Annotated in this window: 13 protein-coding genes; 10 read left to right on the forward strand and 3 right to left on the reverse strand. The window is 66.7% G+C overall.

What is annotated here, in order from left to right; all coding sequences use genetic code 11:
* Window positions 1-51: 51 nt before the first annotated feature.
* Entirely contained in the window at window positions 52-714 is a 663-nt protein-coding gene (gene phoU, locus AL755_RS02645; protein WP_054009593.1) for a phosphate signaling complex protein PhoU, read from the reverse strand.
* 177 nt (window positions 715-891) lie between these two features.
* Here phoU and AL755_RS02650 point away from each other — a divergent pair, with 177 nt between their 5' ends.
* The 3 genes from AL755_RS02650 (at window position 892) to AL755_RS02660 (ending at window position 7757) form a co-directional block, all read left to right on the forward strand.
* Window positions 892-2151 carry a sensor histidine kinase gene (locus AL755_RS02650; RefSeq protein WP_054009594.1) on the forward strand — a complete coding sequence of 420 codons (1260 nt, stop codon included), beginning with the start codon at window positions 892-894 and terminating at the stop codon, window positions 2149-2151.
* A 37-nt stretch (window positions 2152-2188) separates the two neighbouring features.
* A complete protein-coding gene (locus AL755_RS02655; protein ID WP_054009595.1) occupies window positions 2189-2869 on the forward strand; it encodes a response regulator transcription factor in 681 nt (226 codons plus the stop codon).
* A 145-nt stretch (window positions 2870-3014) separates the two neighbouring features.
* Window positions 3015-7757: a beta-galactosidase gene (locus AL755_RS02660; RefSeq protein WP_150116981.1), complete on the forward strand. Its 4743-nt coding sequence runs from the start codon at window positions 3015-3017 to the stop codon at window positions 7755-7757.
* Between the two features lie 220 nt (window positions 7758-7977).
* On the opposite strand, the gene AL755_RS02665 is transcribed toward AL755_RS02660, so the two are convergent.
* Window positions 7978-8496, reverse strand: coding sequence for a hypothetical protein (locus AL755_RS02665; RefSeq protein WP_054009597.1), 519 nt, complete (start codon window positions 8494-8496; stop codon window positions 7978-7980).
* A gap of 289 nt (window positions 8497-8785) precedes the next feature.
* On the opposite strand from AL755_RS02665, the gene AL755_RS02670 reads away from it, so the two are divergent.
* The 6 genes from AL755_RS02670 to glgX all read left to right on the forward strand — a co-directional run bounded on the left by AL755_RS02670 (window position 8786) and on the right by glgX (window position 15573).
* Window positions 8786-9268, forward strand: a complete 483-nt coding sequence (locus AL755_RS02670) for a CarD family transcriptional regulator (protein WP_054009598.1) — start codon at window positions 8786-8788, stop codon at window positions 9266-9268.
* A 109-nt stretch (window positions 9269-9377) separates the two neighbouring features.
* Window positions 9378-10160, forward strand: a complete 783-nt coding sequence (gene ispD / locus AL755_RS02675; RefSeq protein ID WP_054009599.1) for a 2-C-methyl-D-erythritol 4-phosphate cytidylyltransferase — start codon at window positions 9378-9380, stop codon at window positions 10158-10160.
* Window positions 10161-10168: 8 nt separating this feature from the next.
* On the forward strand, window positions 10169-10699 hold the full coding sequence (ispF, locus tag AL755_RS02680; protein ID WP_054009600.1) for a 2-C-methyl-D-erythritol 2,4-cyclodiphosphate synthase: 531 nt from the start codon (window positions 10169-10171) through the stop codon (window positions 10697-10699).
* Between the two features lie 9 nt (window positions 10700-10708).
* Window positions 10709-12133 (forward strand): cysteine--tRNA ligase, encoded by a 1425-nt coding sequence (cysS, locus tag AL755_RS02685; RefSeq protein WP_054009601.1) that lies wholly within the window; start codon window positions 10709-10711, stop codon window positions 12131-12133.
* Between the two features lie 283 nt (window positions 12134-12416).
* Window positions 12417-13418 (forward strand): 23S rRNA (guanosine(2251)-2'-O)-methyltransferase RlmB, encoded by a 1002-nt coding sequence (gene rlmB, locus AL755_RS02690; RefSeq protein ID WP_054009602.1) that lies wholly within the window; start codon window positions 12417-12419, stop codon window positions 13416-13418.
* Window position 13419: 1 nt separating this feature from the next.
* A complete protein-coding gene (glgX, locus tag AL755_RS02695; RefSeq protein ID WP_054009603.1) occupies window positions 13420-15573 on the forward strand; it encodes a glycogen debranching protein GlgX in 2154 nt (717 codons plus the stop codon).
* Window positions 15574-15894: 321 nt separating this feature from the next.
* Here glgX and glgP read toward each other — a convergent pair whose 3' ends face one another.
* Entirely contained in the window at window positions 15895-18510 is a 2616-nt protein-coding gene (gene glgP / locus AL755_RS02700) for an alpha-glucan family phosphorylase (protein WP_054009759.1), read from the reverse strand.
* Between the two features lie 281 nt (window positions 18511-18791).
* On the opposite strand from glgP, the gene AL755_RS02705 reads away from it, so the two are divergent.
* Window positions 18792-20834, forward strand: a complete 2043-nt coding sequence (locus tag AL755_RS02705; RefSeq protein ID WP_054009760.1) for an alpha-1,4-glucan--maltose-1-phosphate maltosyltransferase — start codon at window positions 18792-18794, stop codon at window positions 20832-20834.
* Window positions 20835-20839 lie beyond the last annotated feature (5 nt).

The following is a 20839-nucleotide window of genomic DNA, read 5'->3' on the forward strand; positions in this document are numbered from 1 at the left end:
AGGATTATCTGGCCTCTCAACGTTGGTGCAGGGGTGGCTCAACTGCCGATGTTAGCCGGCCAGGAAATCCTCGGGCTGCCATTCGCCGGTCACCAGGTAGGAGACCTTGCGCGCCACGGACACGCCATGGTCGCCAAAACGCTCAAAGTAGCGGCTGGCCAGGGTGACGTCCACCGTGGTCGACGGCGTCTCCGACCACTCGGGTGCGGACATGGTGGTGAAGACCGTCCGGTGGAGCTTGCTGATCCGGGCCTTGGCGGTCGTGATGTCGTTGACGAGCTCCAGGTCGCGGGAGTCGAGGAGCTCGGTGACCTTTCCGGCAATGAGCACATCCAGCTGCGCCATCTCGGCAAAGGTGTCCGTCAGGGATGCCGGGATCACCTGGTTCGGGTAGCGCAGGCGGGTCAGCTGGGAGATGTGCCGGGCCAGGTCGCCCATGCGTTCCAGTGATGCGCTCATGCGCAGGGAGCCGACAATCATTCGCAGGTCGCTGGCCACGGGGCCCTGCAGTGCCAGGACGTCGATGGCACGCTCGTCCAGGTCGTTTTGTAGGAAGTCGATGCGGGCGTCGGCGGCAATAACCTCTTGGGCGGCCTGCAGGTTGGCAGTGGCAAAGGCAGCGGTGGACTTTTCCACGGCCTCAGTCACCAGAGACGAGATTTCAATCAAGCCCTCCCCGATTTGGTGGAGTTCGGCCTGGAAAACTTTGCGCACGCGTGTGTCCTTTCATGGATAGCCCAACTCACAAGTGGGCTCGATCATGACTTAGCCTGCCATCCAAGAGTGAACGCGGTCGCTCCACAAGGTGAACGTTAGTTGAACGGCAGGTCGCGACGGCACACTTTGAGGTAAACGTCCGGGTTGTGCGCATAGGCTTGAGGGGTGAACCCATTGCTGATTGGAGTTGCCGCCGGCCTGATTGGCCTGGCGCTGGGCGTCTTTGGCATGCTCGCTTTCAGCGTCAGCGAGCGGGCCCGCCGGCAAACAGTCGACGTCCGTGAGCCTGCCCTGCCGGACGGTTCCGCGGAGGTCCTCTCCGTGGTGGGCAAGGCGTTCATCGTCATCGACGTGGTGGACGGCGTGGTGCGGGCCAGCCCCGGAGCCTACGCGTTTGGCCTGGTCAGGGGCCATACGGTGGTCCACCGGGAACTCCTTGAACTGGCCCACCGGGTGCGCCGCGACGGCGTCATCGAGGAACGCGACCTGTTGCTGCCGCGTGTTGTGTTGCCGGGCGCCGGCCAGGGGACAGGCACGACGCCGGGCGCGGACCCGGGCGACTCAGTCCAGGGTGCTTCAACCCACGCCGCCGCGCACCATGGCGGGTCGGCGCAGGGAACCCTCGTCATCCAGGTCCGCGTGGCGCCGCTGGGCGAGGAATACATTCTCCTGCTGGCCGATGACCGGACCGAGATCGCCCGCACCGAGGCCGTCCGCAACGACTTCGTGGCCAATGTCTCCCACGAGCTGAAAACCCCCGTGGGTGCCATTTCATTGCTGGCCGAGGCCCTGGAGTCCTCCCCGGACGACGAGGCCACGGTGCGCCGCTTCGCCAAGCGCATGATTACCGAGTCGGCCCGGTTGGCGGCCCTCGTCCAGGACATCATCGAACTGTCCCGGTTGCAGAGCAAGGACGTCGCGCACGCCGGCGTCGACGTCGACATCAACGCCGTGATTGCCGAGGCCGTGGACAGGACAAGGCTGCCGGCGCAAAGCAAGAACATCACCCTGGTGGTGGGCCCGGCACTGCCGGCGCTGGTGCACGGCGACGGCCCGCAGCTGGTGACGGCGCTGCGCAACCTGATCGACAATGCCGTGCGCTACTCCCCGGAAAACACCCAGGTGGGGATCGGGCTGTCGGTGGGCAACGGCGTCGTCTCCGTCAGTGTCTCGGACCAGGGCGACGGCATGAGCCCGGAGGACCAGGACCGCGTGTTCGAGCGCTTCTACCGGGTCGATGCGGCCAGGTCGCGGCACACCGGCGGCACGGGCCTGGGCTTGAGCATCGTCAAGCACATCGTGGGCAACCACGGCGGCGAGGTCACGCTGTGGTCAGCGCCCAAGACGGGCTCCACGTTCACCGTGCGCCTTCCCCAACTTTCCGTACCGAACGACGACGGCCGGGGCCTTCCGGCCCTGCGGCACCAACGCTGAAAATCGCCGGGCAATAACTACAAGGAGCACTACGTACTTGAGCAGAATCCTGATTGTTGAAGATGAAGAGTCCATCAGCGACCCCTTGTCGTTCCTGTTGGCGAAGGAAGGCTACGAGGTGGAGGTGGCCGACAACGGACTGGACGCCCTCGTGGCGTTTGAGCGAGGCGGCGCGGACCTGGTGTTGCTGGACCTGCAGCTGCCGGGAATGAGCGGCACCGAGGTGTGCAAGCACCTGCGCCAGCGCTCCAGCGTGCCCATCATCATGCTCACCGCCAAGGATTCGGAAATCGACAAGGTGGTGGGGCTGGAACTGGGCGCCGACGACTACGTCACGAAGCCGTATTCGTCGCGGGAACTCATTGCCCGGATCCGGGCGGTGCTGCGCCGGCAGGGCGAGCCCGAGGAGCTGCTCAGCTCCACCGTCCACGCCGGGCCCGTCCGGATGGACGTGGAACGGCACGTGGTGACGGTGCACGGCGAGGGCGTCTCCTTTCCGCTGAAGGAATTTGAGCTGCTGGAAATGCTGCTGCGCAATGCCGGCCGCGTGCTGACCCGCGGGCAGCTGATCGACAGGGTCTGGGGTTCGGACTACGTGGGGGACACCAAGACCCTGGACGTCCACGTGAAGCGGATCCGCAGCAAGATTGAACCGGACCCGGCGGCGCCGCGATTCCTCGTGACGGTGCGCGGGCTGGGCTACAAATTCGAACCGTGATCGGATAGGGCGGCCCATGTGGGATGCGTAACATGAGCCGCTTTGTTTGAATTTGATTGTATTTAGAATTCTCAACTTCTAGTGTGAGATGGATAACACCTTTGCTGCGGTCTTGGGGGCCGCCTAAACACAGGGATCCATCTTTATGACTGTTCGATCATCGCGATTGCCGCATCATCCGAAAAAGGTGAAGGCGGCAGCCATCCTCGCCACCGCCGCCATGGGCCTGATGGCCATCTCCAGTCCCGCACTGGCCAACGACGTCGGCACACCGGCCCAGCCGCAGGCCGCTGCGGCAACGTCCGCACCGAAGGTCATCTTCCCGGGCAACGACGGCAAGGCCCACACCGTCACCACCGATTCAAAGTCGATGATGGTGGATGGTGAACGGCTTAACGTGTTCTCCGGCGAATTCCACTACTGGCGCCTGCCCAGCACGGGCGACTGGCGCGACATGTTCCAAAAGATGCGCGCCAGCGGCTTCAACGCGGTCTCCCTGTACTTCTTCTGGGGCCTGCATTCCACCGAGCCGGGCAAATTCGACTTCACCGGCATCAAGGACATCGACCTGCTGCTGACCATGGCCCAGGAAGAGGGCCTGTACGTCATTGCCCGCCCCGGCCCCTACGTCAACGCCGAAATTTCCATGGGCGGCCTGCCGGCCTACCTGACCAAGAGCGGCGCCGGGTCCCTGCGCAGCACCGATCCGGCCACCCTCAAGGAGTCCCTGAGCTGGATCGACGCCTTCGACAAGATCGCCAAGAAGCACCTGGTCACCGACGGCGGCGGCTCCATCGTCACCTACCAGGCGGAAAACGAGCTGCTCAACGAGGGCGGCGACCGCCCGGCCTTCATGAAGGCGCTCGTGACCAAGATCAAGGGCGACGGCATCACCGTCCCGGTCTTCCACAACGACTACAGCATGAACGGGTCCTACGTGCCCGGCAGTTCCAGCGCCGGCGGCAAGGTGGGCCTGGACTACTACGCCTTTGACAACTACCCGCTCGGCTTCACCTGCTCCAACGGCCGCGGGCAGGTCCCCGATACCGAGGCGCAATTCCGTGGCCTGACCGCCACAAGCCCCATGTTCATCGCCGAGGGCCAGGGCGGCGCGTTCACCCCGTGGGGCGCGAGCTTCAACACGAGCAAGTGCGCCGATTTTGTCGATCCCGCCTTCACCCGCCAGTACGGGGTCAACAACCTCAACAACGGCATCAACATGTTCAACTACTACATGGAGTATGGCGGCACCAACTGGGGTTGGACCGGTTCGCCGTCGTCGGGCTTCACCTCCTATGACTACGGAGCGGCCATCAACGAGGACCGCCAGCTCACGCCCAAGGCCACCGTGCAAAAGGAGCTTGGCTACTTCCAAAAGGACTTTGCGCCGATCTCCAACATGGTGACCCAGGCCGGTGCCCCGGTCACGGTTGACGGCGGCTCCGGCACCATCAAGTCCTACCAACGGATCGCCACCGAGGACCAGGCCGCCGAGTCCGTCTCCGGCAACGGCGCCCGCTTCCTGGGCTTCCGCCAGTCCGACAGCAACAGCACCGCGGAGTTGAAATACTCCTTCCCGCTGACACTGTCCCCGCGCGCAGACGTTGCCGCCGCCAGTTACTCCACCGACGACACCGACACCGCGGCCATCAAGTACACCGGCGCCTGGGAGCACGCCACCGGCATGAGCTGGACCGCGGGCGACTACAAGGGCACCGAAACCTTCAGTGCCACCACCGGCGACTCCGTCGAATACACGTTCACCGGCGCCGGCATCCGCGTCATCTCCCCGCAGTCCGGCAACCACGGCTACGGCGACGTCTACATTGACGGCCAAAAGGTGGGCCAGACCAACACCTACCGGGGCCAAAACGCCAACTTCCAGTACGTCGCGTTCCAAAAGGACGGCCTGGACACCTCGGTCCCGCACACCATCAAGATCGTGGTCACGGGCAACAAGGACGCCGCAAGCCAGGGCACGTTCGTCAGCGTTGACGCGTTTGACGTCATCCCCGCCCCCGTCACGGCCACCTCGGTGAAGATCGACGACGTTGACCCCGCCATCAGCTACTCCAAGACCGGCGCCGGCGCAGATCAGTGGACGCATGCCTCGGGCAAGGTCTGGACGGCCAACGACTACAAGGGCACGCAGACCTTCAGCGACATCGCCGGCGCGTTCTACACGTACACGTTCCGGGCAGCTGAGGTCCGCCTGATCAGCCCCCAGGCCACCAACCACGCCAAGGGCGACGTCTACATTGACGGCGTCAAGGTGGGCGAAACCAACACCTACGTGAACAACCCCGCCGGCCAGTCCGGCTTCCTGGCGTTTGAAAAGAAGGGCCTCGATCCGAAGGTCGACCACATCATCAAGGTGGTCAACACCGGCGTTAAGGGCGACCCCGCCGCGGACGGCACGTTCATCGGCATCGACTCGATCGAAACCTCCACCCCGGCCGGCAACACCACGCCGCCGGCCGACAACTCGGTCACGTTCGCCCGCGTCCCGCAAAAGGCCGGCACGTTCCTGAGCATGCACGGCCGTGACGCCAACATGGTCATCGCCGACTACGCCTTCGACGGCCAGAAGCTCATGTACAGCACCTCGGAGCTGTTCGCGAAGATGCCCGTCGCCAACGGCACGCTGCTGACCCTCAACGGCTCCAAGAACGACGCCGGCGAGACGGTCCTGCAGTACGCCTCGCAGCCCGCGGTCACCACCCTGGGCGGCACGCCCGTGGAATCGACCTGGGACGCGACCACCAAGACGCTGCGCCTGAACTACGTGCACGGCAACGGCACCGCCGTGAAGATCACCGGCGGCGGTGCGCCCGACCTGACCATCCTGACCACCGACCGCACCCAGACCGCCCAGCAGTGGAGCGTTGACGGCGCGGTCAAGGGCGGCACCACCAACAAGACCGTCATGGTCACCGGCGTCGACCTGCTGCGTACGGCACAGTTCGACGGCGACACCGTGAACCTGACGGGTGACACCACAGCGGCCCGCACCGCGAACATCTACGTCCCGGCCGGCATCACGAAGGCCACCTGGAACGGCGCCGCACTGGCCGTCACCCCGGGCGCCAACGGCCAGCTGGTGGCGCAGCTGGCCGGACCGGCAGCCTCCGCGCTGCCAGCCCTGGAGAACTGGAAGGTCTCGGGCGAAAACCCGGAATCCGCCGTCGCCTTCGACGATTCCGGCTGGACGGCGGCCACCGCCACCAGCTCGGCCAACACCCGCCAGGGCCCCGGCGCCAACCAGGGCAAGGTCCTGGACACCGCGTTCTACGGCTTCTACGAGGGCGACACCTGGTACCGTGCACACTTCACGGCCTCCTCGGATGCCACGACCATCAAGCTCCAGGGCCAGGGCGGCAATGCCGGCAACATGCTGGTGTGGGTCAACGGAAGCTACGTTGGCGCCGCCTCGGCCGACGGCGGCATGAAGACGTTCACGGTCCCGGCCGGCGTCATCAAGAGCGGCACCGACACCGTGGTCTCCGCGGTGGTCCGCAACAACGGCCAAAACCTTGACTGGTCCGACGACGGCCTGTCCCGGCAAAACCGCGGCCTCTACGACGCGGTCCTGCCCAGCACGGGCGCCGTGACCTGGAAGCTGCAGGGCGCCAAGGACAAGGCTGCCCCCGTCGACACCGACCGGACCATGTACAACACCGGCGGCCTCTACGGCGAGCGTGCCGGCTGGTATCTGCCGGGCTACCCGGACACCGCCTGGGCCAACGCGAGCTCCTTCAAGCCCGCCAAGGCCGGGGTCACCTGGTACCGCAACAGCTTTGCCCTGAACGTTCCCGCCGGCACCGACACCGCCATTGCGCTGAAGGTCAACGACGCGAAGTTCGACGCCGGCCGCCAGGACTACGCCCGCGCCGTGATCTACGTCAACGGCTGGAACATTGGCACCTGGGTGGGCAATGTGGGTCCGCAGAACACGTTCACGATTCCGAGCTCCTTCCTCAACAAGTCGGGCGCCAATACGCTTGCCGTGGCCCTGACCACCGAACGTGACGCCCAGGGGCCGGACTCCTTCACCCTGGTGGACCGCGGCACCAGCCTCGGCGGGGTACCCACCTCGCTGAACAAGGCGGCCAACTACACCCCGGCCGTGATCACCGCCGCAGTAGGGGCTGCCCCGGCCGCCCGTTCGCTCGATGCCAACGTCCCCGTTGCCATCAGCGGCACCGTGGCACTGCCCGCGATGGGCGATGGCGCCCTCACCACGGCGGTTGTCGACTTTGGTGACGGCGGCGACGTCGCCACGGTACCCGTCACGGGCGGCAAGTTCAGCGCCGACCACAGCTACGCGGGCAATGGCAACTTCACGGCCACCGTGGCCCTGAAGGACGCGGTATCCGGCGCGGTCCTGGGCACGAAGACCGTGGCCGTCACCGTGGGTGACGTGGCGCCGACCGAGACGGCCACGCCCACGGAGTCGGTAACCCCGACCGAGTCCGCGACGCCTACGGAATCGGCAACCCCGACCGAATCGGCGACGCCCACGGCGTCGGCCACGGCGACCGGTGGTCCGACGGCGACCGCTGACCCATCGCAGTCCGCAACCCCGACCGCATCGGGATCGGCTGCCCCCTCGGCGACCGCTTCCGGGCCGGCCTCGGCCAGCGCCTCCGCCGGAGGGTCGGCGTCGGCCGGAGCAACGGCGTCGGGCACGGCCGCAGGCATCAGCGGAACCGCATCGGCAGGCGCAAGCACGGCTGCCAAGCCGGCCGCAACGGCCGGCCCGGTTGCCGAGGACGATCTTGCCAGCACCGGATCCAATGGCCTGTTGATGGGCGGGATTGCGGTCCTGCTGCTGTTCGCCGGGATCGTGGTCTTCGGGGTCAACCGGCGCAAGGCGGCCGGCCACTAACGGGCCGCCGCCGCAAAAGCCCGAGGGCGGTTACCGGATCATTTGATCCGGTAACCGCCCTCGGGCTTTAAGCGCAGCAGGCATTCGTGCGGCGGCCGGTCCCTCACAGTGCCTGCGAGGTAGCCGGGAGTCAGAGCGGCAAAAGGAAAGGCCGGCCATCCCGCAACGGGATGGCCGGCCTCACCGGTGCACGCCGCCAGGTGGCCGCGTGCGAAACGCCTTACTTGGTCTTGGTGGGGACCGCGGTGGGGACCATGGAGGAGTACTCCGCGAGCGTGCCGTCAAGGACGGGAACGTTCAGCTGGCCGGACGTCGCGGACGGGCCGGACTCGGTCAGCGAGAGGGTCTCCATGGCGCCGGCCGGGGCCGCCACTGTGCTCAGGATGGCCTTGTCGGTGTCGCCGTTGAGGACCAGCGGGGCGCCGGGCGTGACGGTGACCTCGGTGGAGGAGCCCTGGGCGCCGCTGATGGTCAGCGTGACGTCGGAGGTGGACGTGTTGTAGAACGTGCCCAGCACGCGGCCGGGGCCGTCCGCCTTGGCGGAAACGATCAGCACGTTGCGCAGCTCCAGGCTGCCAAGGTTGGTCTTGACGCCGTCGGAGGCGGAGTAGTTCGCCGTGGTGCTCTGGGCGTTGATGGCACTGCAGCCGGAAAACGCCATGGCTCCTACGCCAATGGCGGCGATCAGGCCCAGGCGCTGTGCTCGTTTGGTTCCGCGAATGCCGGCAGCGATTCTCACGTCAGTAACTCCTCATGGAAAAGGTCAAAGATATCTCCGCACAGCTTATCCGCAAAAGCGCCAAATGTGCGCTTCGTGGCGCGGCGGCGGACCGGCTTGACGCCCAAACGGCGCCTCCGGGAGGCCGGGGACTGCACTAAACGGTCGTTTAGTCAAGGGTGCGGCAATTGTCCAATTGTTGGAACAATTGCGCGGTAAGCGTATCCCCAGACGGTCCTGACCTGCGGAAACTCAAGGGACTGGCAGGTTTTACGTGGTAAACTAGGAGCATTGGAAAGGGAGAATCCACATGCTTTTTGAGGTCGGCGAGACAGTAGTTTACCCACACCACGGTGCGGCAAAGATCGAAGAGATCAAGATGCGCACCATCCGGGGTGAAGAGAAGATGTATCTCAAGCTCAAGGTTGCCCAGGGGGATCTAACAATTGAAGTGCCCGCGGAGAACGTGGACCTAGTAGGGGTCCGCGACGTCGTAGGCAAAGAGGGTCTGGAGCACGTTTTCGAAGTGCTTCGCGCCGAATTTACGGAGGAGCCCACCAACTGGTCCCGCCGGTACAAGGCCAACCTGGAAAAGCTCGCTTCCGGCGACGTCATCAAGGTTGCCGAAGTTGTGCGTGACCTGTGGCGCCGCGACCATGACCGCGGCTTGTCCGCCGGTGAGAAGCGCATGCTGGCCAAGGCTCGTCAGATCTTGATTTCCGAGCTTGCTCTGGCTGAAAAGACCGACGAAGACAAGGCCGCAGAAGTCCTTGACGAGGTTTTGGCCTCCTAGGTTTTTGCCTCCTGCCGCCCGCCAATCCCGCGGCAGGAACGCTTGATAAGGAACCCCGGCACCCCATGGTGCCGGGGTTCCTTGCGTTCAGGGGGTTAGTCTAGGTGTCATGACTGAGCAGGTGGGCGGCACGTGCGCCGTGGTGATCGTGGCGGCAGGATCCGGGCAGCGCCTGGGATACGGCATGCCAAAGGCGAGGGTGCCGCTGGGCGGTGAGCCCATGTTGGCCCACGCGGTCCGCGGAGTGGTGCGGGCAGGTGTCGCGGCACAAATCTGCATTGCAGTACCCGCGGACGATGCCGAAATGGCCGATATTGCCCGGGACCTCGCCGCCAAGTCCGGCGCCGGCCCCGGGATCATCTGGAGCGTCGTGGACGGCGGTGCCGATCGCTCGGCGTCCGTGCGCGCGGCGCTGGGCGCCCTTGCCGCTCACATCACCACCGTCCTCATCCACGACGCCGCCCGGCCGCTGGCGCCGTCGGGCGTCTTTGACCGGGTCACCGCCGCCCTGCGCGACGGCGCCAAGGCCGTGATCCCGGCACTGGCCGTCGTGGACACCATCAAGACAGTTGTCCCCGCCGGACTCCCCGCAACGGGCGCCGGGGTGGAAAAGGTGTCGGGCACCCCGGCCCGAAACCGCCTGCGCGCCGTGCAAACCCCGCAGGGCTTTGAACTGGACACGCTGCGCCGGGCCCACGCCCACGCCGAAACGCTCGACGCCGCGGCTGCCGCCGCGATCACCGACGACGCCATGCTCGTGGAGGCGCTCGGCGAAGACGTGTATGTGGTCCAGGGCTCCACGCACAGCCTGAAAATCACCTCGCCCACCGACCTGCTGCTGGCCGAGGCCATGCTGCAGGGACCGCTGCGCCCGCGCTGGGTTGAGGGGTAGGAGTGGCCATGAACCTGCCGCGCACCGGAATCGGTGTCGACATCCATGCCTTCGCGCCGTTGGACGACCCCGCGCCGCTGTGGCTGGCCGGACTGTTGTGGGAGGGCGAGCGCGGACTCTCCGGACACTCCGACGGCGATGCCGTGGCCCATGCGGCCGCCGACGCCTTGTTCTCCGCCGCCGGAGTGGGCGACCTTGGTACGCACTTTGGCACCGACCGTCCCCAATACAAGGGCGCCAGCGGGGTGACCCTGCTGGCGGAGGCCGCGCGGATCGTCCGGGACGCCGGTTTTGAGATCGGCAACGTGGCCGTCCAGTTCGTCGGCAACCGGCCCAAGTTCAGCCCGCGCCGACACGAGGCCGAGGCAGCCCTCAGCGCGGCGGCCGGCGCGCCCGTGTCCGTCAGCGCAACCACCTCCGACGCACTGGGCTTCCCCGGACGGGGCGAGGGCATCGCGGCCATGGCCACCGCCCTCGTGGTGCACACCGGAAGCCCGGCCGGCGGCCCGCCGTCCGTGAACCTTTCCGCCGAAAGGTAACCTAGAGCCGTGACCCTGCGCTTCCATGACTCCGCCACCGCCGCCGTACGCGACTTCGTTCCGCTCAAAGACGGGAAGGCCTCGCTGTACTACTGCGGCGCCACGGTCCAGGGCGAACCGCACATCGGGCACGTCCGTTCCGCCCTGGCCTTCGACCAGCTGACCCGCTGGCTGCAGGTCAGCGGCTATGAGGTCACCGTGGTCCGCAACGTGACGGACATCGACGACAAGATCCTTCTCAAGGCCCTCGAGAACGACGAACCCTGGTGGGCTCTGGCCTACCGTTTTGAGCAGGCCTTCGAGGACGCCTATGACGCCCTGGGCATCCTCAAGCCCACCTACGAGCCGCGCGCCACGGGGCACATCCCCGAGATGCACGCCCTCATTGCGCTCCTCATCGAGCGCGGCCACGCCTACCCGGCCCTGGACGATTCCGGCGACGTCTACTTTGACGTCCGCTCCTGGAAAAAGTACGGCTCCCTGACCCGGCAGAACATTGACGACATGCAGGCCGCGCCCGACGCCGACCCCCGGGGCAAGCGCGATCCCCGCGACTTTGCGTTGTGGAAGGGCTTCAAGGAAGGCGAGCCGGAGACCGCCAAGTGGGAGTCCCCCTGGGGTGCGGGCCGTCCCGGCTGGCACCTGGAATGCTCCGCCATGGTCACCAAGTACCTCGGCACCGAGTTCGACATCCACGGCGGCGGGCTCGACCTGAGGTTCCCGCACCACGAAAACGAGATGGCCCAGTCCCAGGCCGCCGGCCACGGCTTCGCCAACTTCTGGATGCACAACGGCATGGTCACCTACGAGGGTGAAAAAATGTCCAAGTCCATCGGCAACACGATCAACCCGCGCGAAATGCTCGAAATCGCCCGGCCCCTCGTGGTCCGGTACTACCTGGGCCAGGCCCACTACCGCTCGGTGCTGGACTACCGGCCCGGCTCGCTCACGGAGGCCGCGGCCGCCGTCGAACGCATCGAAACGTTCGTGCGCGCCGCCCTGGCCTATGTGTATCCGGACGGCGCGTTCGGATACATGAGGAACCTTTCGCTGCCGGCGGCGTTCCGCGACGCCATGGACGACGACCTGAACATCCCCGCGGCCCTGGCCGTGCTGCACGAAACCGTCCGCGCGGGCAACACCGCGCTGGCCGCCAAGGACCGCGACGGCGCCGAGGCCGCGTTCCTGGCGGCCGTGTCCATGACGGACGCCCTGGGCATCAATCCGCTGGATGCACAGTGGTTCGAGTCGGCCGGTTCGGAGTCCATGGTCAACGCGCTCGACGTCCTCGTCAAGGCCCAGCTGGCCGCCCGCGCGAAGGCCCGGGCGGAGAAGAATTGGCCGGAATCGGACGCCATCCGCGACGTCCTCGCGGCGGCCGGCATCGAAATTGCCGACTCCGCCAACGGCTCCACCTGGTCCATCAAGCGCTAGCCCCGACGCGGTATCACCTTTGGTCCCCTTTTAGCGGACGCGGTATCACTTTTGGCGGTGATTTCGGGAACGCGGTATCACCGTGGCACCCAACGGCCCCACGTGAGACTGCGCACGTTTGTCCCCCGATATCCACAAATTTGCATGCAGGCCGTAAACTGATAGCTATGGGTTTGCACTTTCCCGTTATCTCGTGTGCCTAAAATGCGTTCACGAGCAGGTATGTTTGACGACTTCGGAGCCGCTGAAACGCGGGCGCCGCACCAATCTTAAGGGTTTTACCATGGCCACCAATAGTTCACGCCCCGGCGCAGTACGCAAGCTCAAGAAGGGCCCCAGCGTCGGTACCGGTGGTCATGGTCGGAAGGCGCTCGAAGGCAAGGGCCCCACGCCGAAGGCGTCGGAACGCACCTACCACAAGGCGTTCAAGAACAAGGAGCTGGCCGAACGCTCCGCAGCCAAGCACGGCGACGCACCCCGCGGCGCCACCCGCCGCCCCAGCGGTCCCAAGGGCCGTGCCACCGAAGAGCTCGTCACGGGCCGCAACTCCGTGGTCGAGGCACTGCGCGCCGGCATCCCCGCGAAGGTCCTCTACGTGGCCGTCCGCGTTGACATGGACGAGCGCGTCCGCGAATCCATCAAGCTGGCCGCCGAACGCGGCATCCCGCTGCTCGAGGCACAGAAGCCCGAGCTGGACCGCCTGACCGAGGACGCCATCCACCAGGGCCTGGTCCTGCAGATCCCGCCGTACGAGTACGAGGACGCCGTGGACATGGCCTCCGAGGTCATGGCCAAGTGGAAGAAGGGGCACATCGCCAACGCCCCGCTGATCGTCGCCCTGGACGGAATCACCGACACCCGCAACCTTGGCGCCATCATCCGCAGCGTTTCGGCCTTCTCCGGCCAGATCGTGGTCATTCCCGAACGCCGCAGCGCCGGCGTGACGGCCGCGGCCTGGAAGACCAGCGCCGGTGCCGCCGTGCGCGTCCCCGTGGCCAAGGCCCCCAACCTGAACCGTGCCATCGGCGCGTTCCAGAAGATGGGCTACTTTGTGCTGGGGCTCGACGGCGACGGCGACGTTTCGCTGCCCGACATCAGCGTGGCCACGGACCCGATCTGTCTCGTGGTCGGCTCCGAAGGCAAGGGCCTCTCCCGCCTGGTGCGGGAGAACTGCGACCAGATCGTCTCCATCCCGATCAACTCGGACATGGAGTCCCTGAACGCCTCCATGGCCGTCGGCATCAGCCTGTACGAGATCTCAAAACAGCGCGCAACCCAGGCGTAATATGCCGGTGACAGCAGTAGAAACCGTGGGCACCCTCGGGACGGCATTGTCGCGCCGTTTCCCGCTGGGTGTCAGCGTCCGCCCCGGGGAAACCGTCGCGGACACCGTCAACGTGGCCGTTTACTCGCCCACCTCCGCCCGGGTGGTGGTGTGCCACCAGCGCCCCGGCGGGGACTGGAAGGCCATGGTGCTGCCGGACGTGACCGACGGCGTCCATCACGGACTCGTGGCGGACATGCCGGTGGGCAGCCGCTACGGTTTCTACGTTGGCGCCCGCGACGGCGCCACCGACATCACGGAACTGGACCCGGAAACGGTGCAGCTGCTGCTGGACCCGTACGGGCGCTACATCGACGAACAGACCGCCGCCGACGGCACGGTGCGGTTCGCCTCCGTGCGCATGCAGTCGGGCTTTGACTGGGGCACCGTGACCCGGCCCAACACCCCGTGGCGCAACACGGTGTTCTACGAGGCCCACGTGCGCGGCCAAACCATGCTGCACCCGGACATCCCCGAGGAAATCCGCGGCACCTACGCCGGCATGGCCCACCCCGTCATGATCAAGCACCTGCAGGATCTGGGCGTGACCGCCGTCGAACTGCTGCCCATCCACTTCCACATCGACGAACCCCACCTGCACGGCACCGGCATGCGCAACTATTGGGGCTACAACTCGCTGGGATTCTTCGCCCCGCAGGTGGACTACGCCAGCGAGGCTGCGCGGGCCCGCGGCCCGGAGGCTGTCCAGGACGAGCTCAAGGGCATGATCAAGCTGCTGCACATGGCCGGGATCGAAGTGATCCTGGACGTGGTGTACAACCACACCGCCGAGGGCGGCCCGGGCGGGCGCACCCTGAGCTGGCGCGGCCTGGCCGAGGAACAGTATTACCGCATGAAGGACGGCCACTATGTGGACACCACGGGCTGCGGCAATTCACTGAACTTCGGCAACCCCCACGTCATCAAGATGGCCATGGATTCGCTGCGGTACTGGGTGGAGGAATTCCACATCGACGGCTTCCGTTTCGACCTGGCCGTGAGCCTTGGCCGCAACGGCGTGCACGAGTTCACCAGCCAGCACCCGTTCCTGCTGGCCGCGGCCACCGACGGCGTGCTGGCGTCCACCAAGCTCATTTCCGAGCCCTGGGACATTGGTTTTGGCGGCTGGCAGACGGGGCGCTTCCCCACGGGCTGGGCCGACTGGAACGATTCCTTCCGGGACCAGGTGCGCGAGGTCTGGCTGACGGACCGGGCCGCCAACATGGCCGGCGAGGCTCGCGGCAGCCTGGCCAAATTTGGCGACGCCCTGGGCGGATCGGCCGGGCTCTTTGCCGAGTCCGGGCGCAGCCCCATGGCCTCGGTCAACCTCATCACGGCCCACGACGGCTTCACCCTGGCGGACCTCACGGCGTACAACGTCAAGCACAATGAGGACAACCAGGAAGGCAACCGCGACGGCCACGGCGACAACCGCAGCTGGAACCACGGCGTCGAAGGCATTTCCAACAACTTCGGGATCCTGAACCAGCGCGCCAGGACCGCCCGAAACATGATGGCGACCATGCTGCTGGCCCTGGGTGTGCCGCTCATTACGGCCGGCGACGAGCTGGGTCGCAGCCAGGGCGGCAACAACAACGTCTACTGCCAGGACAATGAAATCGCGTGGCTTGACTGGTCCATGGACGACGACGCCAAAACCATGCTCGCGGCCACCCGCCGGCTGGTGCAGATCCGCAAGGACTTCCTGGCCGAACAGCCCAGCAGCTACCCGGCCCGTGGCGGCGAATCGTTCATTCACTGGTTCGGTGCGGACGGCTTGCCCATGACCCCGGAACGGTGGCGAAGCCCGCATGAGCGAGTGCTGACCATGCTTCTGGGTTCCCCCAACGGGCAGGTTGACGGCCTGGCGGTCTTCAACACCGGCATCACCGACGAGGACGTGACGCTGCCGGCCAACCCGCGCTACGTCGATGACCCCACTGTCGAGGCGCGCCCCTACATGCTGCGCATGACCACGGCCGCCGCGGGCATGGACCACGACGGCGATCCCACCTTTAAGCTGTCCCGGACGACGCCGCTGGTCCCGGCCGGTGGGGCCGTCGCCGTCGAGGCCAACACGGTTCAGATCTACCGCAACGACATCACCCCGCGCTAGGTGACCCGGAGTCGTTGAGGGCCCAGATAATCCCCGCGCCCTCCCGTCTTTACCGCGCTGGGCGCGATAAAGACGGGGCCCTCGGGCGCGGGGCCCAACTGTGGTGACCCACACTCGTTGAGGGCCCAGATAATCCCCGCGCCCTCCCTTCTTTACCGCGCTGGGCGCGATAAAGACGGGGCCCTCGCGCGCGGGGGCCCAACTGTGGTGGCCCACACTCGTTGAGAGCCCAGATAATCCTAGGATTATCTGGGCTCTCAACATTGTTGGCGGGGATTATCTGGGCTCTCAACGAGGGGGCGCTCCCCTCAACGGCGGCGCCTATGACGTGGCGATGAGCCCCAACTCGGCCGGGTTGGCCAGGGCGCAGTGCGTCGGCAGGACCTGGACGCCGTAGCCAAAGCTGCCCGAACGGTCAATGACGAGGTCGGCGGCGAACTGGTACCGGCCGTCGCCGAGGCCCGTGGCGGAATCCAGTTCCATGGTCCGGGTGTCGGAGAGCTCGTCGGTGTCACCCACGCGACCGTAGCGGACGCAAACCCGGACATCCTCGGCGTTCAGTCCGGCCAGGTGCACCGTGGCGCGGACCTGGAGCGTCTGGCCAATTTGGGGTTCGTCGGCCAGGCCGTGGGATTCCACATGTTCAATGCGCACCCCGTCCCATTCGGAGCGGACCTTGCCGATCCAGGACGCCAGCTCCCGGGTGCCGGCAAAGTCGCCGGCCCGGGCAAGGCGCCCGGCCTCGGCGGCCGGCTGGTACAGCCTCTGCACGTATTCCTTGACCATCCGCTCGGCGGAGACGGCCGGGCCCAGATGGGAGATGGTGTGCTTGATCATGGAGATCCAGTGTGAGGGCAGGCCGCCGTCGTTGGCCTGCGACGGCCCGGCAGCCCCGGCAAACTCGGCCGCGACGTCGCCGTAGAAGCGCGGCGCCACCTGGTTTTCCAGCAGCTCGTACAACGCGGCGGACTCGATGTCGTCGCGTTCCTCGTCGCTGGTGCCCTGGTTGGCAGTGGGGATCGCCCAGCCGTTTTCGCCGTCGTACAGCTCATCCCACCAGCCGTCCATGACGGACAGGTTCAGTGAGCCGTTGATGGCGGCCTTCATGCCGGAGGTGCCACAGGCCTCCAAGGGGCGCAGCGGGTTGTTCAGCCACACGTCACAGCCGGGGAACAGGGTCCGGGCCATGGCGATGTCGTAGTTGGGCAGGAATACGATCCGGTGGCGCACCTCGGGATCGTCGGTGAACTGCACCAGGTCCTGGATCATCTTCTTGCCGGCGTCGTCCGCCGGGTGCGATTTACCGGCGATGACCAGCTGGATCGGGTGCTCCGGGTGCAGCAGCAGCGCTTTGAGCCGGGCCGGGTCGCGCAGCATCAGGGTGAGCCGCTTGTAGGTGGGGACGCGGCGGGCGAAACCGATGGTCAGCACGTCGGGGTCCAGTGCGGAATCCGTCCAGGCCAGCTGGGCGTCGGCCGCACCGCGCTTCTTCCAGGAGGCGCGCAGTCGGCGCCGGGCGTCGTCCACCAGGGCCGTGCGCAGCCGCCGGCGCAGCGCCCAGACGTCGGCGTCGCTGACGTCGTAGACCTTGGACCAGTCCGGGCCGTCCAGCACGTCGGTGCCGAACTTTTCCCTGGCCAACTCCGCCAGGGCGGGGTCAACCCAGGTGGGCACGTGCACCCCGTTGGTGACCGAGGTGATGGGGACGTCGTCGTGGTCAAAGCCCTGCCACAGTCCGGAGAACATCTCGCGGGACACCACGCCGTGCAGCTTGGCGACGCCATTGGCGCGCTGGGCCAGGCGCAGGCCCATGACGGCCATGTTGAACACGTCGGGGTTGCCGCCGTCGTAGTTTTCCGCACCCAGGGCCAGGATCTCGGCGACGGGCACGCCGGGGGCAAGCTCGCCGGCAAAGAAGTGCTCGATCATGGCGCGCGGGAACCTGTCGATTCCGGCCGGCACGGGGGTATGTGTGGTGAAGACGGTCGACGCGCGGCCGGCGGCAAGTGCCTCGCTCCAGGACAGCGGTGCCGCCGTGACGGCCGGGTCCATGAGTTCGCGGATGCGCTCGATGCCCAGGAATCCGGCATGCCCCTCATTGGTGTGGAACACCTCGGGGGCCGGGGTGCCGGTCAGGCGGGCGTGGACGCGCAGCGCCTTGACCCCGCCCATGCCCAGCAGCAGTTCCTGCATGAGCCGGTGGTCTCCGCCGCCGCCGTACAGCCGGTCGGTGACGCCGCGGGCGGCGTCGTCGTTGTCCGCCACGTTGGAATCAAGCAGCAGCAGCGGCACGCGGCCCACATCGGCACGCCAAATGTGGGCGCGCAGCACCCGGCCGTCCGGCAGCGGCAGCGAAATTTCCGCCGCGGTGCCGTCCTCCTCACGCAACAAGGTCAGGGGCAGGGAATCCGGGTCCAGCAGCGGGTACGTCTCCTGCTGCCAGGCGTCCTTGGACAGTGACTGCTTGAAGTAGCCGGCCTGATAGAGCAGTCCGACGCCGATCAGCGGCACGCCAAGGTCGGAGGCGGATTTCAGGTGGTCGCCGGCCAGGATGCCCAGGCCGCCGGAGTACTGGGGAAGGACTTCGGTGATACCAAATTCGGGGGAGAAGTAAGCAATGGTTTGGGGGGCTTCGGAGCCCAGGGACTGGTACCAGCGCGGTTCGTTGAGGTACTGCTCGAGGCTGCGTTCGGCGTCGGCCACCCGGGCCACGACGTCGGGGTCGGCGGCCAGCGCCAGCAACTGTTCACGGGAGATTGCGGCCAGCATGGCCAGGGGGTCGTGGCGGGCTTCATCCCACAGGGCAGGGTCAAGGGATTCAAAGAGCCGGCGGGTCGGCAGATGCCAGGACCAGCGCAAGTTCGTGGCCAGGCGGGAGAGTGCGCCAATCTGCTGCGGGACAACGGTGCGGACGGTGAATCTACGGATAGCCTTCATGCCGGTCACCCTAGCGCAAGAAAGTTTCGGCATTGTGGCGCGCGGACATAAACCACAAGCGATGGCGTAACGAATTCCACTGCCGCCGTCAAATCCGCTGTCAACGTGAACTATTCGCGCAACATCACGGACTGTCTTAGCAATATGTGACCGGAGTCGCTAACGTCGTATTTGTGACTACCTCCCAGCCAGTACGTTCCGAAACAGCCCCGGCCAAGGCCGCCGCCGCCAAACGCGTGCCGGCCAAGAAAACGCCCAAGCAGGCTTCCCCGCAGGCGGACTTGCAGGCCGCCGGGACAGCAGCGGCGAACCCGGCGGAGGGTCTGCGGTTTGGCCGCATTCCGGTCACGAACGTCCAGCCGGTCCTTGAGGACGGCCGCTTTCCGGCGAAGGCCGTTCGCGGTGCCGACGTCCAGGTCCGTGCGGTGGTTTTCCGTGAAGGGCACGACGCCGTCGGCGTGACGGCCGTGCTGTTCGATCCCAGCGGCGCCGAGGTGCAGCGGGCCCGGATGGCGCCCGCGGGCAAGGGGACCGACGCCTGGAGCGGCGTGCTGACCCCCACCTCGGAGGGTGCGTGGTCGTTTGCCGTGGAGGGCTGGACTGACCTCTACGCCACCTGGACCCACAATGCCGCCGTGAAGATCAACGCCGGCGTCGACGTCGAGGTCATGCTCGCCGAAGGTGCCGCACTGCTGGGCGGGGCCGCGAAAACCGTTTCGGACGATGCCGCCGCGAAAACATTCAAGCACGCCGCCAAAGTCCTCGCCGATGCCGGGAGCAACGTCAACGACCGCCTGGCCGCCGGCACCTCCGCGGCCGTGCGCGCCGCCGTCGCCCGCTTCCCGCTGCGCGATCTCGTCACCGCCAGCCGCTCCTACCCGCTGGCCGTGGAGCGCGACGCCGCCGGCCGCGGCGCCTGGTACGAATTCTTCCCCCGCTCCGAGGGCGCCAAGCAGAACCCCGACACCGGCGCCTGGACCAGCGGAACGTTTACGACGGCGGCCCTGCGCCTCCCGGCCGTCGCCGCCATGGGCTTCTACGTGGTCTACCTGCCGCCGATCCACCCCATCGGCACGATCAACCGCAAGGGCCCCAACAACACGTTGACCGCGGGCCCGGGCGATCCGGGGTCGCCGTGGGCCATTGGCTCGTCGGCCGGCGGGCACGACGCCATCCACCCGGACCTGGGCACCTTCGCGGACTTTGACGCATTCGTGGCCGCCGCCAACGAGCTCGAGCTCGAGGTGGCGCTGGACCTGGCCCTGCAGTGCGCCCCCGACCACCCCTGGGCCACGGACCACCCCGAGTGGTTCACCACGCGCATCGACGGCACCATTGCTTACGCGGAAAACCCGCCCAAGAAGTACCAGGACATCTACCCGCTGAACTTCGACAACGATCCGGCGGGCCTGTCGGCGGAGATCCTGCGCATCGTGCGCCTGTGGATCGAGCACGGCGTGCGCATCTTCCGTGTCGACAACCCGCACACCAAGCCCGTCTGGTTCTGGGAGTGGCTCATCGGCACCGTCAACGCCGAGCGCCCGGACATCGTGTTCCTGGCCGAGGCATTCACCCGCCCGGCCATGATGGCCGCGCTGGGCCGTGCCGGCTTCCAGCAGTCCTACAGCTACTTCACCTGGCGCAACACCAAGGAGGAGCTGGAGGAGTACCTGCTGCACGTCAGCCGCGAATCGGCCGGTTACTTCCGGCCCAACTTCTTTGTCAACACCCCCGACATCCTCACCGAATTCCTGCAGTACGGTGGTCCGGCGGCCTACAAGATCCGCGCCATCCTGGCCGCCACGGGCAGCCCGTTGTGGGGCATGTACGCCGGCTACGAACTGTACGAGCACGTGGCCCGCCCGGGTTCCGAGGAGAACCTCGACAACGAGAAGTACGAGTACAAGGACAGGGATTTTGCCGGCGCCGAGGCTGCCGGGAAGTCGCTGGCCCCGTTCGTGACCTTGCTGAACGGGATCCGCCGCGCCCACCCGGCCCTGCTGGACCTGGAAAACCTGACCCTCCACACCAGCAGCGACGACGCAACGCTCGTGTTCAGCAAGCACAAGAGGATTGCGGCCAGCGCCGACGCCCCGGCCCGCAAGGACACCATCATCGTCGTCATCAACGTCGATCCGCACAGCATGCGCGAGGGGCAGGTCACCCTGGACCTGGACGCGTTGGAGCTGGACGGGCTGTCCGCGGACGGCACCTTTGAGGTCGAGGACCTGGTCACGGGCGCCACCTGGAACTGGGGCAAGCAAAACTACTTCCGCCTGGACGCACACCTGGAGCCGGCCCACATTTTGCACGTGCGGCGGTAGGCATG

This window comes from Arthrobacter sp. ERGS1:01, from assembly GCF_001281315.1.
Taxonomy (GTDB): Bacteria; Actinomycetota; Actinomycetes; order Actinomycetales; family Micrococcaceae; genus Specibacter.

Coding starts and splice junctions, on each gene's coding strand:
- AL755_RS02660 (WP_150116981.1), top strand. CDS start 3,015: ATGACTGTTCGATCATCGCGATTGCCGCATCATCCGAAAAAGGTGAAG.
- AL755_RS02670 (WP_054009598.1), top strand. CDS start 8,786: ATGCTTTTTGAGGTCGGCGAGACAGTAGTTTACCCACACCACGGTGCG.
- ispD (WP_054009599.1), top strand. CDS start 9,378: ATGACTGAGCAGGTGGGCGGCACGTGCGCCGTGGTGATCGTGGCGGCA.
- ispF (WP_054009600.1), top strand. CDS start 10,169: ATGAACCTGCCGCGCACCGGAATCGGTGTCGACATCCATGCCTTCGCG.
- rlmB (WP_054009602.1), top strand. CDS start 12,417: ATGGCCACCAATAGTTCACGCCCCGGCGCAGTACGCAAGCTCAAGAAG.
- glgX (WP_054009603.1), top strand. CDS start 13,420: ATGCCGGTGACAGCAGTAGAAACCGTGGGCACCCTCGGGACGGCATTG.
- glgP (WP_054009759.1), bottom strand. CDS start 18,510: ATGAAGGCTATCCGTAGATTCACCGTCCGCACCGTTGTCCCGCAGCAG.